Annotated in this window: 16 protein-coding genes; 1 reads left to right on the top strand and 15 read right to left on the bottom strand. The window is 52.5% G+C overall.

Annotated elements, in window-relative coordinates:
* Positions 1–39: 39 nt before the first annotated feature.
* Positions 40–684 carry a leucyl/phenylalanyl-tRNA--protein transferase gene (aat, locus tag WNY38_RS16200; RefSeq protein ID WP_342858404.1) on the top strand — a complete coding sequence of 215 codons (645 nt, stop codon included), beginning with the start codon at positions 40–42 and terminating at the stop codon, positions 682–684.
* Here the strand turns inward: aat and WNY38_RS16205 are convergent.
* From WNY38_RS16205 to WNY38_RS16275, 15 genes are all read right to left on the bottom strand, one after another.
* On the bottom strand, positions 648–1,187 hold the full coding sequence (locus tag WNY38_RS16205; RefSeq protein ID WP_342858405.1) for a DUF2155 domain-containing protein: 540 nt from the start codon (positions 1,185–1,187) through the stop codon (positions 648–650). The two genes, aat and WNY38_RS16205, sit on opposite strands and share 37 nt — an antisense overlap.
* Positions 1,187–1,645, bottom strand: a complete 459-nt coding sequence (gene mlaD / locus WNY38_RS16210; protein WP_342858406.1) for an outer membrane lipid asymmetry maintenance protein MlaD — start codon at positions 1,643–1,645, stop codon at positions 1,187–1,189. The genes WNY38_RS16205 and mlaD overlap by 1 nt, the downstream gene beginning before the upstream one ends.
* Positions 1,646–2,029: an NADH:ubiquinone oxidoreductase subunit NDUFA12 gene (locus WNY38_RS16215; protein ID WP_342858407.1), complete on the bottom strand. Its 384-nt coding sequence runs from the start codon at positions 2,027–2,029 to the stop codon at positions 1,646–1,648.
* A gap of 193 nt (positions 2,030–2,222) precedes the next feature.
* Complete coding sequence (gene clpX / locus WNY38_RS16220; RefSeq protein WP_342858408.1) at positions 2,223–3,491, bottom strand: ATP-dependent Clp protease ATP-binding subunit ClpX; 1,269 nt, start codon at positions 3,489–3,491, stop codon at positions 2,223–2,225.
* A gap of 157 nt (positions 3,492–3,648) precedes the next feature.
* Positions 3,649–4,278 carry an ATP-dependent Clp protease proteolytic subunit gene (locus tag WNY38_RS16225; RefSeq protein WP_342858409.1) on the bottom strand — a complete coding sequence of 210 codons (630 nt, stop codon included), beginning with the start codon at positions 4,276–4,278 and terminating at the stop codon, positions 3,649–3,651.
* Positions 4,279–4,661: 383 nt separating this feature from the next.
* Positions 4,662–4,877 (bottom strand): hypothetical protein, encoded by a 216-nt coding sequence (locus WNY38_RS16230; protein ID WP_342858410.1) that lies wholly within the window; start codon positions 4,875–4,877, stop codon positions 4,662–4,664.
* Positions 4,878–4,886: 9 nt separating this feature from the next.
* On the bottom strand, positions 4,887–5,972 hold the full coding sequence (locus WNY38_RS16235) for a DUF1513 domain-containing protein (protein WP_342858411.1): 1,086 nt from the start codon (positions 5,970–5,972) through the stop codon (positions 4,887–4,889).
* Between the two features lies 1 nt (position 5,973).
* A complete protein-coding gene (locus tag WNY38_RS16240; protein WP_342858412.1) occupies positions 5,974–7,014 on the bottom strand; it encodes an imelysin family protein in 1,041 nt (346 codons plus the stop codon).
* Positions 7,011–8,546: a di-heme oxidoredictase family protein gene (locus WNY38_RS16245; protein ID WP_342858450.1), complete on the bottom strand. Its 1,536-nt coding sequence runs from the start codon at positions 8,544–8,546 to the stop codon at positions 7,011–7,013. The genes WNY38_RS16240 and WNY38_RS16245 overlap by 4 nt, the downstream gene beginning before the upstream one ends.
* A 151-nt stretch (positions 8,547–8,697) precedes the next feature.
* Positions 8,698–9,954, bottom strand: a complete 1,257-nt coding sequence (locus WNY38_RS16250; protein ID WP_342858413.1) for an imelysin family protein — start codon at positions 9,952–9,954, stop codon at positions 8,698–8,700.
* Between the two features lie 540 nt (positions 9,955–10,494).
* Positions 10,495–11,340: a metal ABC transporter permease gene (locus WNY38_RS16255; RefSeq protein ID WP_342858414.1), complete on the bottom strand. Its 846-nt coding sequence runs from the start codon at positions 11,338–11,340 to the stop codon at positions 10,495–10,497.
* Positions 11,337–12,221, bottom strand: a complete 885-nt coding sequence (locus WNY38_RS16260) for a metal ABC transporter permease (protein ID WP_342858415.1) — start codon at positions 12,219–12,221, stop codon at positions 11,337–11,339. The genes WNY38_RS16255 and WNY38_RS16260 overlap by 4 nt, the downstream gene beginning before the upstream one ends.
* Positions 12,218–13,057 carry a manganese/iron ABC transporter ATP-binding protein gene (locus WNY38_RS16265; RefSeq protein ID WP_342858451.1) on the bottom strand — a complete coding sequence of 280 codons (840 nt, stop codon included), beginning with the start codon at positions 13,055–13,057 and terminating at the stop codon, positions 12,218–12,220. The genes WNY38_RS16260 and WNY38_RS16265 overlap by 4 nt, the downstream gene beginning before the upstream one ends.
* A 78-nt stretch (positions 13,058–13,135) precedes the next feature.
* A complete protein-coding gene (locus WNY38_RS16270) occupies positions 13,136–13,987 on the bottom strand; it encodes a metal ABC transporter substrate-binding protein (RefSeq protein WP_342858452.1) in 852 nt (283 codons plus the stop codon).
* Positions 13,988–14,296: 309 nt separating this feature from the next.
* Positions 14,297–15,256, bottom strand: a complete 960-nt coding sequence (locus tag WNY38_RS16275; protein WP_342858416.1) for an MYG1 family protein — start codon at positions 15,254–15,256, stop codon at positions 14,297–14,299.
* Positions 15,257–15,394: the final 138 nt, after the last annotated feature.

Here is a 15,394-nt window from a genome sequence, read left to right on the forward strand (position 1 = left end):
TCCTATTACATGTTCCTCAAAGCGATACATAGAAACTCTATGGACCACGTGACCCTGACACCGCAGATGATGCTCAACGCCTATGCCAACGGCGTCTTTCCGATGTCTGACAGCCGTGATGACCCGGATCTGTATTGGGTGGATCCAACTGATCGCGGAATATTTCCGCTCGATGGGTTTCACATCTCAAAGTCTTTGGCCAAAACCATCAGGTCTGAGCGTTTTTCGATCTGCTTCAACACCAATTTTGACGCTGTTGTCGAAGGTTGTGCAGATCGCCCCGAAACTTGGATCAACGCCACGATCTTTGATCTTTACCGACAACTGCACGCGATGAAGTTTTGTCACTCTCTGGAAGTCTATGAGGGAGATGCACTTGTTGGTGGCGTCTACGGCCTGACACTTGGCACTGCATTCTTTGGCGAAAGCATGTTTTCGCGACGTACAGACGCGTCAAAAGTGGCCTTGGCCTATATGGTCGCCCGGCTACGCGCCACGGGGTTTACTTTGTTCGACACACAGTTCATCACGCCGCATTTGGCATCCCTCGGCGCCATTGAAATACCGCGTGCAGATTATCACGAATTATTGGAGGAGGCGCTTGTACATCGCGCCGATATCGATGCCTTACCTGCCGCCCTCACGCCTCAAGACGTGCTGCAGGTCAACGGCCAGATGTCATAACGCGCATGATCCATCGCATTCAGCGCGGGGCTGGACGAGACCATCCAGCCAGAAAACACAGGTTCATCAACACCTTGGGCGTGCACCATCAAGTATGCGTATGCATCGCCTGATCGGTTTCCCTCTGGGTAACGACAATCAGCAAGATAGATGGAAATACGACCAAAAACGGCTGGTTGACCCGTCGCAATGGTAAGATCTTTGACTTCGCCTGTAAGCTTATCAAGCGCACGCAGATTTACACCTGTGCCCTCTGTCACCTTCACTTGTGTTTCAGTGGTGATGTCGCGCAGCTCTTGCTGAAATCCAGCTTCGGGAAGCCTTTGGAGATCTTCCAACGACAACCCGTCGCCACCAAAGCCAATACCGCTGTCATCTAAAGGCTGAACTAGAATTTGGTCAATACCAGTCTGAAAGTCCTCGCCAAGACCATTGTCTTGCGCCCAAGCGGGCGTGTTTATCGACACAGCCAAGGCCAAAGTAACGACGAGGCCGGCACGCATTATTCACTACCGCCGCTGCTGGCAGTGACAAATTTCAACAACAGATTGATCAGACTCACTGACCCCTGAGTATCAGCAATCACTTGACCATCTTCAAAATTAAAAGCCGATCCGCCAGGCACTAGCTCGATAAAATTGCCACCAAGAAGGCCTTCTGAAGCAATCATCGCGGCTGTGTCATCGGGCAAAACGATACCGCGATCCAAAGACAAAGCAGCTTCTGCGCGAAAGGTATCCCGATTCAATGTCAAATCAGAAATCGAACCGACTTTGACACCAGCCAAACGGACATCTGTACCGACGCTCACGCCTTCGGCTGACCGAAAAGACGCGGTCAGCATATAACGATCATCTGAGCCGGTGGAAAACCCAGTGACTTGACCTGCATAGACCAAAAAACCGAGCGCAAGCGCAAGAACTCCGGCCCCAACGGCGATTTCTGTTGTGTTTTCAGACATTTATTCGGGCTGCCATGCCTCATAGTCGCGACGACCCGCTGGGCGTGCACGACGAATGGATCCAGCGGGTGCGTAGGCTTCAGCTGTCCCAGTCTGGTTTGCAAGATGTGGTTTTTCCCAATTTTTGTGCACAAGTGGCGTTGTGCCAGGAGCTTCATCAAAGGTCTGATGTAGCCACCCGTGCCAATCGGGGCTGATGCGCGAAGCTTCTATTTCACCATTAAAGATCACCCAGCGTCTGCTGTCGTCCTTATTGCGGTAATAGATGTTGCCCTGCGCATCGTCACCAACTTTGATGCCGTTGCGCCATGTGAAGAGTTGCGTGCCGAGCGTCTGATCTTTCCACCAGACGAGCCCGCGGAGAACTGAGTTCACGATGCCCATGGGTAAGCCTTTCGAATTGCGTTGCTCTTTCTATGAACCATTGTCACGACAAGGTCCAGAGGATTGGGGCGTTTGAACGGTAGGGAAGCGAAATCTAGCACACCCTTTTTCACTATCACGCCGTTGTTGTAAAAAAGGAGGCCCCAGCACAATCGTACTGGGGCCTCCTTTTTAAGTATATCAGCAACCAGACTTAGCCTGCACTTGCTTCCTTAACATCTTCTTTTGAATAGATCATCAAAGGCTGTGCATCGGTGTTAACCGCTTCTTCGTTCACCACAACTTCGCTGACGTTGTCCATTCCAGGCAAATCAAACATCGTGTCGAGCAAGATGTCTTCCAAGATAGACCTCAAACCGCGTGCGCCTGTTTTGCGCTCAATCGCGCGTTTTGCAATGGCCGACAGTGAATCTTCAGTGAATGTCAGTTTGGTTTTCTCAAGCTCGAACAACCGCTGATACTGTTTGACCAAGGCATTTTTAGGCTGCGTCAGAATGGTGATCAAGGCGTCTTCATCGAGATCTTCCAACGTTGCAAGAACCGGTAAACGCCCCACGAACTCTGGGATTAGGCCAAATTTTAGCAAATCTTCTGGTTCAAGTTCGCTCAACAATTCACCGGCACCGAGATTCTCGGATTCTTTGACGTCCGCGCCAAAGCCTATGGATGTGCCCTTACCGCGCTGAGCGATAATGCGATCGAGCCCAGCAAACGCACCACCACAGATGAACAAGATGTTGGTTGTATCTACCTGCAAGAACTCTTGTTGTGGATGTTTGCGACCGCCCTGCGGAGGAACAGACGCCACAGTGCCTTCCATGATTTTCAGCAAGGCTTGCTGAACACCTTCACCAGACACATCGCGCGTGATCGATGGGTTGTCAGATTTACGGGTAATCTTGTCGACTTCATCAATATACACGATGCCGCGTTGAGCACGTTCAACATTGTACTCAGAGGCTTGAAGCAGTTTGAGAATGATGTTTTCGACATCTTCACCGACATAGCCCGCTTCGGTCAGGGTTGTCGCGTCAGCCATAGTGAAGGGCACGTCAAGAATCCGCGCAAGGGTTTGAGCAAGAAGCGTTTTACCACAGCCTGTTGGCCCCATCAGCAAGATGTTTGATTTTGACAATTCGATATCGCCCGCACCGCTGCTCGCGTGATTGAGACGCTTGTAGTGGTTGTGAACCGCAACAGACAGCACGCGTTTGGCTGTTGTTTGACCGATCACATAATCATCAAGGAAGCCAGAAATCTCTTTGGGCGACGGCACACCTTCGGAGGCTTTCAAACCGGTAGATTTGGTTTCTTCACGAATGATGTCCATGCACAGTTCAACGCATTCATCACAGATGAATACGGTTGGTCCCGCGATGAGCTTGCGTACTTCGTGTTGGCTTTTGCCACAAAAAGAACAATAGAGCGTATTTTTGCTGTCACCACTGGACGAGTTCGACATTACAATCCCCTAAGGCTAATCGCCTTCTATTTCCGTAAAATTGGCCCACATAAGGGCCAACCAGTTTGCCCGTTACATGAAAGTGTAAGGCAGCGTATTTGCGGGTACAATGCCAAAATCCTGCCCAAGCGCTAGACATGGGCAGGACAGCAAAATACTAGTCTTTCTCGGCGAGAGGCTCGCGTGTTTCGACGATATCATCGATCAGACCGAACTCTTTGGCGTCTTGCGGCGACATAAAGTTGTCACGCTCAAGTGCATCCACAACCGATTTCATTGTTTGACCGGTGTGTTTGACGTAGATTTCGTTCAACCGGTCTTTGAGTTTTTGTGTTTCTTGCGCATGGATCATGATGTCCGTGGCTTGACCTTGGTAGCCACCAGAAGGCTGGTGAACCATGACGCGTGAGTTTGGCAGCGAGAAACGCATGCCTTTTTCCCCGGCTGTCAAGAGCAAGGAGCCCATAGACGCTGCTTGCCCCATGACCAAAGTCGATACTTTTGGACGGATGTACTGCATCGTGTCGTAAATCGACAGGCCAGACGTCACAACACCGCCAGGGCTATTGATGTACATCGAAATTTCTTTGGACGGATTTTCCGCTTCAAGAAACAGCAGCTGCGCACAAATCAGCGATGACATGCCATCGTGCACTGGGCCGTTCAGAAAAATGATGCGCTCTTTGAGCAGGCGCGAGAAAATGTCGTATGCACGTTCACCGCGGCTGGTCTGTTCGACCACCATCGGAACAAGCGTATTCATATATGTATCAATTGGGTCTCTCATCGGTCCCTGCCTCTTATCTGTCTTTTTTGATGGTTAGCGCGGAAGTGTTACTCGAATGTTATTAAGACCATCGAGGAGCTGCAAGTGCGCCGGAAGTCTTGTATTTGCGCAATGATCTTTCGTTTTTCAAGTCCGTGCAAACCGATAACGTTTTTTTCGACACACAATGATTTTATTCTTTTGAATACAAAATGTTACAATTAATTTTCGGCACGGTCCTTTGCTAGATCAACTGGGGTATAAATGCGCGTGCGTTCGGCCTGTTGCCGCTTTGCATCAAATTTTAGAAAAATTTATTTAAATCGCCGACTCAGCACCATCGTCATCGTCATCGAAAATTATGAAACCAAAAACGGGCGTCTCGCGCGAAGCCCCTTCTTCAGTTATGATTCCGGGGGCGGCGTGAAATCCTTTGGGTTGAATGTGATAAAAAATTGATAAACCAAATAGGCCCCAGCAACCAAGAACAGCGCACCAAACATCGCATTTCCATAGACCAGTTCAACGCCAGCCCAGGCGAGGCAGGTCAAACAAGCCACCGCCCTACGCCAAATCGGGCGAAAGAAGGGGGTCTTCACGTTCCACATTTCTTTTTTCATGCAGACACTTCACCCCAAGCGCGGCAAAGACACAAGGTGATTGTCCCAAGCCAAGTCAGAGGCCGCGTTTAGCACGCGCATATCCATGTCAATCGACATCAATGTGCCCTGCCCGTCAGAGGCCAAATATCCTTGATCTTTTGGAGCGATCCCACTGACATCGGCCCGCGAGATGGCTGACAAGAACGTGCCATCAGGGTCGAACCGATGAATTCGCCCAACCTTGGATGACGTTATGGCCAGCTCAGAGCCTGCACCGTTGAACGCGACTGAGCTTGCATAGGCTTTCATCGAGAGCTGATCAGCCAAAGGTGCCTCGCACAAGACCGGCTCAGCCCCGCGTCGATGAAGCCCCAACAAAGGCACGATATCAAAAGGGTCGCCTTGCCATTGCATCGCAAACCCCACCAAACCATCATGCAGCGCAAGGTGGCGGATCGAGGCGTGATGCAAATCGTCTGCCAACACATGTTGTTCCTCAAGCTCGAACTGAGGCGTCAAATAGGCCAATGAGGGCTGCATCGTATCAAGGTTGAGCTTGTCACGCCCACCACCGTGATCTGGATGGGTGAGAATCCCGCCATTGGCCACAACCAGCGTGTCGTCTGACATGGCGCGAATCTCATGTGGGCCGATGCCGTGACTGTCGACCTCTGCGATCCGCGCGTAGCCTTTGCTGCGCTGCCACAGCCCCAAACAGCCTTTGCCTTCGGCGTAATTATTCTCGGTGGTGACCAAGATATCGCCGTCTTGCACAAACACCCCGTGCCCCATGAAATGGCGTCCCTCAGGGGCTTGCATTTTGTGCAAAACCTGCCCACCGACACAGTCTATCACAAGCGCGTAAGTGCCTGGTCTGCGGGCAAAAGCCACGGCCTCAGGTCGGGTAGGATGTGCCGCCGAAGCATGGCCGCGCGCAGGCAGATCAACACGAAACAGGATCTGCGCCTCTGCGCTTAAACCATATAAAGCGAACGCGCCATTTTTGTCACGAGCAGCCCCAAGGAACGCTGGGTTGCCTGCATCTGCCCAACTTAAACGTGGCGTCACGCTGGCAGCCACAGCCCCAAATAAAAATCCACGGCGAGAAGTCATGTCAATCTCCGTCTGATGCGTTGAATCCTGCTGATATGCCCAAAGGCACACCTATATCATTGGCAATGGCATCTGTTGCGGCCTCAATACGCTGCCCGATGATTTCGATTTTGAGACGCCCGAAAGGGTCACTCACTGAGGCAAAGCTTGGGTCATCCAAATCCTGCAGTTTGGTCACGACTTCGTCCAAAATCTCGAGGGTCTTTTGTGGGGTCTCGGGGGCCATTGCAGCGGCGAACTCACGTGCGGCCAGCACCGACAACATCACGTTACGCGCAGATCGCCCAGATCGATAGGCTTCTGCACGTTTGGGGCGTGGTTTCTCAAAGCTGCCAAGGGGGCGACCGATGCGTTGCTCGGCGGAGTTTTCCAGCCCCGTGAGCAGCATTGTGTAGAGCGCCTGAGCCGCCTCAGTTTCTGACAAATATCGTTGATTGTTCGCAGCACCTGCCGTGGTCAAAGTTGCGGCAAAGCCATCTTCGCGGGTCCATTCTTGTGCGATATGATCTGCGGTTTGAGCCAAATCATGGGTGATGGCTTGTACCAATTCGCAAGAATAGCTGCCTTGATCATAAGCGTTAAATGTATCATCGAAGATCATAAATTCTAAGGCAAAAAGACCACGTGCAGCGATAGACACATGAGCAAATTCACTGGCGTCTGCTACAGCTGCATCTTGATCTGCGATCAGGGCAGCAAGCGCTTTGGGGATCATGCCTTTTTTATCAGGCCAAAACGCAATTGTCAGCCCCCGCGCATCGGCTTCAACAGGTCCGATGTTCAGGTGTTGCAACCCCATCCACGCATCAAAACTCGCATTGTAGGCCGGCGCAAGCGCGCCTGCTGTGCAATCGGATTTAGCCGCAACCTCAAGGGCTTTTGTTTGCGCCGAGAAGTCCAAAACCGCAGGAACGGCATGCTGCGTCACAACGCGCGCCACAGCATCAGCCTGCGGGCCAGCATATGCGCCACCCCCTGCAAATAAAACAATCGACGTGGCAAACGCGCTAAGCGGTATTCGAACAAAAGGTGTCATCATCATAGGCTTTCTAAAAAGCGGACCAATGCCGCACGATCTTCACTTGGCATGTCCACCACGGTGTCGCGGGCGCTTTGGGCCTCGCCACCATGCCACAGCACCGCTTCTAACAAAGAGCGCGCGCGTCCGTCATGTAAAAATTGCGTGTGCCCAGAGACTTGCTCGGTCATACCGATGCCCCAAAGCGGTGGTGTGCGCCATTCGGTTCCTGTTGCCCGCAGCTCAGGTCGGCCATCTGCCAAGCCTTCGCCCATATCGTGCAATAGAAAATCAGAATAGGGCCAAATCAGCTGAAAACTTTGCGCTTTGCTTTTCTCATCCTCAAGGCGATGGGTCACATATTTCGGTGTATGACAGGACGCACAGCCAATGTTGTAGAACAACTCTTTGCCTTGCAAGACCTGTGGATCGTCCACATCGCGGCGCGCAGGCACGGCCAAGTTGCGTGAATAGAAGGCAACCAAATCAAGGCCTTCGGAGTCGATCTCATCCCCACGTGCATCCCCATCACCGTGAACGGCAGATCGGCACTCAGCTTGCGCCTCAGTACAATCGCCAAAAGGACGCTTGGCGAGTGGCGACGAAATACCGATGTCGCCAGCAAAGGCGTCGGCGGACTGTTCCTTGACAGTGCCGTGGCCCGCTTTCCAACCAAAACGCCCCAAAATAGGCGTGTTAAATTCGCTGGACCACACCACCTGTGCGCGTCCTGAAATGCCGTCGCCATCGGCATCATCTACATCTTCGCGGGCCAAAATATCAGCCACAGGAATAGCTTCCACCAGACCAAGCCCGATCATTGGCGGGGCAACACGGGGCGAGATTTGAACGTCCGGGGCAAAGTCGCCATAGCCAGCGTCGCTCATGCTATAGCTTGGCACGCGCAGGCTTGCGACCTCGCCATCTGACAGCGCGATGTGTTGCTCTGTATAGCTGATATCCATCTGCGCCTCAGCGGCATGGCCTTGGATCGCCAAATCTTGCAACTGGCCACCGTATGTGGGCTCTGGCGCTGTACGCGGCGTGGCGGCATCGCCATCAAGGGCGGCCAAATAGGTTTCAATTTCAGTCAAAGGCATGTCATCTGGCGTTGGCACAGAAAGGCGCAAGAACATCGACACGCGGCTGTCGTCCGCGCCTTCGGGCGTGTGGCCACGTCCATCCTTCAAATGGCAGCGCTGACACGAGCGCGCATTGTACACAGGCCCCAATCCATCAGAGGCCAAAGTCGATGACGGAGACGACACCCAAAGCTTTTTGAACAACCCATTGCCCAGCTTAAAGTCCAATTCCTGCTCAAAGCTCAAAGAGTCAGAGGACTGTGAAAACGCGTCATGATCCGTGCGCGCTCGGGTCGTCGCCTTGCCTGCAGGGTTTTCTTCAAAGGATTCAGCTTTGGAAAAGTCCTGCGTCGGTGTCGTAGCTGACTGAATGCGCTGCGCTTCAGATGCGGTCCGTGGCACGATATTCAGATAGGGTTCTGTCAAATCTGGTGTTGCGTAGCCCGCGAGTGGCAGGGCGCTGCTCAATGTCATGGCAAGTACAGAACTGAGCGAACGAGAGACGAAGAGTGGGCGGATGCCTGCCATAGTCGTATTCCTAAAGACCCTGCGTGCTTATACAAACGCAGCAAAATTGTCAGCATAGGCAGAGCTATCCCCGCCTATGCTGTTGATTGGGGTGCGTTTATTCGAAAACGGCTGTTGGGTTATCAAGACTATCAGAGCCTTCAATGCCCACACCGTCCAAATCAAGAACGGCCACAGCACGTTCAATTGACCGCGTTTGCGCGACCAAAGCATCCACAGCAGACAAGATCAAGGCCTCACCTGCCGCGTTGCCGCGTTCAAGCATTTGATCATAGGAAAATCCAGCTTCAGCGGCCGATTTGATTTGGCCAAGTTCTGCCATTGTCGCGTTGATCGCTGAGGTCAATTCCGCCTCAACAGCAGGATCCGCTGCGTTCAACAAATCTTGCAAGCTTTCGCCAGATACGATTTTTCCAGATGCAGACGCATATTCACCCACATAAACATTACGAATGCCAAGGCCGTCGTAGAAATGCGAGTTATAAGTGTTGTCTGAGAAACAATCATGCTCTTCTTCAGGGTCATTGAGCATCAAGCCCAATTTCATCCGCTCGCCTGCCTGCTCGCCGTAAGACAGTGATCCCATGCCGGTCAAAATAGCTGTGATCCCCGCTTTAGGGTCTGTTGTAACAGCCGCGCGTGCCTCTCCATCGGCGCCCCATTGTGCCACCATGTATGCAAGATCAGACACAAGCAAATCAGAGGCCGCAGACAAATATTCAGCACGACGATCACAGTTGCCGTTGGTGCAATCATCGCCCGCAGCATAATCTGTAAACGGACGATTGCCTGCACCGTGATTTGTGCCGTTCAAGTCTTGGCCCCACAGCAAGAATTCAATCGCGTGATACCCAGAGGCAACGTTGGATTCGATTTCGTCTGCTTCATGAAGCGCATCACTTATCAACTCAGGTGTGATATGCGTTGCGTCGATTTCAGTACCAGAAAGTGTGAATTTTGGTGTCGCGATCACATTGAGTGCTGCAAATTCATTTTCGTCTGTCGCGCCGCCGTAAGCCGCATCAACATAATCGATCAAGCCTTCGTCCAAAGGCCAAGCGTTTACTTTGCCTTCCCAGTCATCAACAATTGGATTGCCGAAACGGAAAGCTTCGGTTTGCTGATATGGCACGCGCGATTCGATCCAAGCAGCTTTTGCAGCGGCCAGTGAAACGTCAGACGGGGCAGAAATCAGTGTGTCAATGGCAGCGTTCAAGGCTTGGGCTTTGGTTAGGCTGTCACCGTATGCTGCCTCGGCGATATCTGAATAGGTGGTCACAACCTCTGCTGGGCCAGCAAGGGCGGGGGCCGCAGGCAAAGCTGCCAGTGCGAAAGCGGTCATCATGCGTTTCATGTTTTATCCTTGATCTCGGCTCTAAAATTTTGGCGCGCAAGCTATGACACATGACCACCCGAAGGCTTTAAACGTTCAACACCAGCATCACCACTTTGTGTGTGATGCTGTATCTGACTTTTTCTATAAGGTATGTCAATCCTGATTTTTTATCTCAGGTATTAATTTCATATTACTTCAAGCGAAAAACTTTCGAACATTGAACTGCAAAATGGTCACAAGATCAACGTATTGAGAGTGAAAAGCACTCTCAATATTATACAGATCGCGTAATATACTGATCGCGTATTATACAGACCGCGCAAAAATACGTCGCAATGAAGCGCGCAGACCTGATTTGGATGGCTCAAAAAGACAGCCTAAAACAAATGCAATTGGATTAATTTCCACCATGAGGACACCTTCAAAAATGCGCATTCTCAGACGAATACAGGTGTGCATCTAACGGAAATGTTTAAACCCCGCATGACAACGATGTGGCGTTTTTTTAACATAAAATAGTGAATATGCCTGATCACGCGACCTGACCAAGCCGCCTTATCAGCCAGAAAGTGCTGCGCGCTGCGACATCCGCCGCGTGATCCGCATCCGGCGCACAAAGGCGATGATAAAGAGTAGCGTCAGGATCAACACAATCGTCGGCGCGGGCGAGCTGTCAATAAAGAAACTCACATAGGTGCCGGCAAACATCGCAAAGGTGCAAACCGCCATAGACACAAACATCATCGGCGCGAAGCTACGTGCCACTAAGAATGCAATCGCCCCCGGCGTGACCAACAAGGCCACGGCCAAGATCAAGCCAACTGCACTGAGCGTTGCAACGATGGTCAGCGACAAAGCCGCCAGTAATCCGTAGTGCAGCAATTTGGTGTTCAACCCCGAGGCCTGCGCCTGCGCGGGATCAAAGGCATGCAATAACAGATCGCGCCATTTCAGCCCCAAAAGCAAAGTGACCAAAGCGCCGATGATCCCAGCCGTCCACAGATCTTGCGCGCCCACACCCAGCATATTGCCAAACAACACGTGGTCCAGATGCTCGTTGGTGGTGATCGAGGTGTACATAATGATGCCAAGGCCAAACATGCCCGAAAACACGACGCCCATCACGGTGTCCTTTTTCACGCGGCTATGATCTGATAAATATCCCGTGGCAACAGCGCAAGCCATGCCCGCCACAAAGGCCCCGACGATCAACGGCAGACCCAGTATCCAAGCCAAAACGATCCCCGGCAGGGTCGCATGGCTGACAGCATCCCCCATTAAGGCCCAGCCTTTGAGCACCAAAAAGCACGACAATAGCGCGGTAGGAGGTGCGATCAGCAAGATGATCCAAAAGGCGTTTTGCATGAAGACAAATTGAAACGGTTGCAACAGGGTGTCGATCATTTCGCGTCCCCCTTCATCACCGCCGTTTGGGCCGCGATGGCTTCGCGTGCGATGCGTTTGCTGGCTAAGATGCCGTGTTTCGGCGCAAAAACGAAAGCCACCAAAAACACGACCGTTTGCAACACGACGATGATCCCGCCCGTGGCCCCGTCTAAAAAATAGCTCAGGTAAGCCCCGATGAAACAAGTCGTGGCACCAATGAACACGGACAGCGCAATCAGGCGCGGAAATCTGTCGCAAAGCAAATAGGCCGTGGCCCCCGGTGTGACCACCAATGCGATCACCAAAAACGCGCCAACCGTCATCATCGCCGCCACAATAGCCGCCGACAAGAGCATGAAAAACACAGCCTTCAACAGTTCAGGTTTAAGCCCGATAGAGCGCGCATGGGTTTCGTCGAAAAACGTCACCATCAGGTCTTTCCACTTGGCCAAAAGCACCAACAGACAGACCACGCCGATGATCACCAATTGTAGCGTATCCTCGGGGGTGATGGCCAAAATATTTCCCATGATGATGGTCTGAATGCTGACCGATACAGGCGATAGTGACACCATAAACAGGCCAAGACCAAAGAATGACGTGAAAATAATCCCTATGATCACATCGATTTTCAAACCGGATCGCTCGGATAAAAATAACATCGCTGCAGCTGCCAAACCGCCAGACACAAAAGCGCCCAAAGCAAAAGGCAAACCCAGCATGTAGGCCCCAGCCACACCGGGCACGACCGAATGGCTGAGCGCATCGCCGATCAAAGACCAGCCCTTAAGCATCAGATATGCTGACAAAAAAGCACAAACGCCACCGACCAGCGCAGAGACCCACATAGCGTTGAACATATAGCTATAGGTGAATGGTTCGAGCAACAAATCGATCATGACGCATCTTCTTTTGACGCATCCGATTTGTCGCCATACATCACAAAGGGCCGCTCGTCATCGGTGATGATACGCACCTCGCGGGTGTCGTCATCGTCATGCAGCTCATTACCGCCCAAAGTGAAGTGTCGCAAAACGCCGCCAAAGGCGCGCTCTAGGTTGTCATGGGTAAAGACCTCTTCTGTGGTGCCGTAAGCCAAGATCGTGCCTTTGACCAACACAGTCCGATCACAAAACTCTGGAACAGAGCCCAGATTATGGGTCGAGACCAACATCACCCTCCCCTCGTCGCGCAGCTCGCGCAAGAGCGTGATAATCTGTTCTTCGGTTTTCACATCAACGCCGGTAAAAGGCTCGTCCAGCAAAATCACCTGACCGTCTTGCGCCAAAGCGCGGGCCAAAAACACCCGTTTGCGTTGCCCGCCTGACAGTTCGCCAATCTGGCGCTTGCGAAACTCCAGCATGTTGACGCGGCGCAGTGCTTCATCGACGGCGGCGTGATCGGCTTTGCGCGCATGTCGCAAGAACCCCATGTGACCATAGCGCCCCATCATCACCACATCCTCAACAAGCACGGGAAAAGCCCAATCGACTTCTTCAGATTGCGGCACATACGCCACGAGGTTTTCGCGCAGAGCCTCTTTGACGGTTTTACCCAGCAGCAAAATTTCACCATTGGCCGCAGGCACAAACCCCATGATCGCCTTGAACAAAGTCGATTTGCCCGCGCCGTTCACTCCGACAAGTGCCGTAATCGTCCCGCGCGGGATTTCGAAACTCGCGTCATGCAACGCCATATGGCCGTTGCGGTAAGTCACCGTCACATCACGCGCCATGATACCGCCGCTTGGTGACGTGTTCAGGGGGGAATGGGGCTGGGTCACGAGGATCGTCCTTTTGAAATAAAAGATGCTTTAATTGGCGGTCGAAGTGAGACCGTCGACCACGGTTTGCGCGGTGACGCGCAAAAGATCGAGATAGGTGGGCACGGGTCCATCCGCTGCACTTAGGCTGTCGACATAAAGTTCACCGCCATAACGCGCACCAGTTTCGCGGGCGACTTGTTTGGCGGGCGAAGTGTTGACCGTGCTTTCACAAAACACCACAGGAATGTCATTGTCGCGCACGCCATCGATCACACTGCGCACCTGTTGTGGCGTGCCCGTTTGATCGGCGTTCATTGGCCATAGATACAGTTCTTTCAGGCCAAAATCACGTGCCAAATAACTAAACGCGCCCTCGCAGGTTACAAGCCAGCGTTTGTCTTCAGGCAACGCGTCAAGCTGGGCTTTCAGCGGCGCAATAGTCGCGCGAATATCGTCTTTGTATGCGGCTGCATTGTTCAGATAGATCAAGATGTTATCAGGATCGTTTAAGGACAAAGCGGCGGCGATGTTGTCGACATAGATCATCGCATTGTCCAAGCCCATCCACGCATGCGGATTGGCTTTGCCTTCATAGGCACCAGAGGAAATTGAGATCGGCTCAATCCCGTCGGTCAATGTCACAGAAGGGATATCACCAAGGTTGCCCAAAAACTGCTCAAACCACAGCTCTAAATTCAACCCATTCCACAAGATCAGATCCGCGTCAGACGCCCGCACAATGTCGCGCGGCGTGGGTTGGTATCCGTGGATTTCCGCCCCTGGTTTGGTGATCGACACAACATCTGCCGCATCCCCCGCTACGTTCTGTGCCATTTCGGCCAGTACGGTGAATGTGGTCACAACTTTCAAACGCTCTTCAGCGGCCGCGCCAAGTGGCATCAGCCCAACACTTAAACCTAGTACGCTTACTGCTGTCACAGCTTGGAATGCAGATCGATTTTTCATGATGGCTCCTAAAGGTGATATTCAGGTGATATTCCGCATCTGTAAAATCCAGTCCTAATAGATTGTCAAGCAGTTGCGAACCATTCGCAACTAAAGTGGGGGTTTTCGCAACTGGCGGCAAAAATGGACCTTTCCAAGAGCCGTTTGGTCCTATTCGCAACCGATACAAACGCCCAACTTGCGAATCATTCGCAGAGCGCGCAGCCACGAAAGATAGCCCCGCACGCCCCACTGTGATGTAAATTAATCGTCGTTCTGAGACAGGTCTTGCCCATTGGCGGCAACCCGCGCCAGCTCTGCAATCGCCAAATCAGCCATCTGCATGATCGCCTCACGCGAGTTGGCAACAGCAATGAAGCGCGCGTTGTGACAAAACTTAGCACCTTTGACGCCGCAAGCCTCTTCCAGATTCGCATCTGTCAGACCCGCCCAAGCGGCAGGCAGATCGGCGCGTTGCTCGAACGTTTCATTGGACAGCTTGATCCCGCCAAGCATCCAGTCGTCACCACGCGGGTTGACCACGAACATGATGTGATCGGCTTCAGCCTTATCCAAAGCAGAGCGATACGGCATGCCCATCGGCAGCTCAAGAATGGGGGATGTGCCCGCTTTTTCGATTGAGGCGACAACAATGCTTTGCGCACGGGCCTTGGCGGCCAGATTGCGGATTTGCGCCTCAACAAAGCTGCGCGCAATGGGCAAGGCCATCATAAAGGCATCGTCATCGGCGGTGGGCGATGTGTCATCAAACACAGGTTTCAGGCTACCCAAAAGCGACGGCAGGGTCATGATCGACAAAGGCCCAGCCACAGAAGGTTCCATCGCGCCATTGTCCAACAGATCAATCGGCAAGACGAACTTGGCGTCGAATTTGTTATGGATCGCCTCTACGTCTGTCTCAGGCACGCCCAGCGCCACCAAATAATCACGACCATAATGGGCCCAGATCAATCCGAAGGAACTGTAGGGCTGCTCATCATCGCGCAAAGGACCGGGGCGTTGGTGGTGATCAAAGATTTGAGCCTCGGCATCAAAGGCCCCACCCACATCATAGATGATCTTGTCCGCGCCAGGGGTGATCCATTGACGATCACGGGTGCGCATGAGTTCCGCGTCTGGGAACAGGCGTGTGAGCACGACAGAGGACAAAAGTTCATCTGCATGAAAACCGCCGGAATGCGTGACAAGGTGAGTGATGGTCATAGGGGTGCTCCTCAAGAGGCGTCAACATGTGAGCGACCTTGACAGCCGCCTTTGCCTTGCCCTACCCGATGGCTTTGCAAATGAAAACCGTCAGATCAGGGTTTTAGCCCAGCGCGTGGCATATCAATGGACTGACGT

It is taken from the genome of Pacificibacter sp. AS14 (assembly GCF_038899935.1).
Taxonomy (GTDB): domain Bacteria; phylum Pseudomonadota; class Alphaproteobacteria; order Rhodobacterales; family Rhodobacteraceae; genus Celeribacter.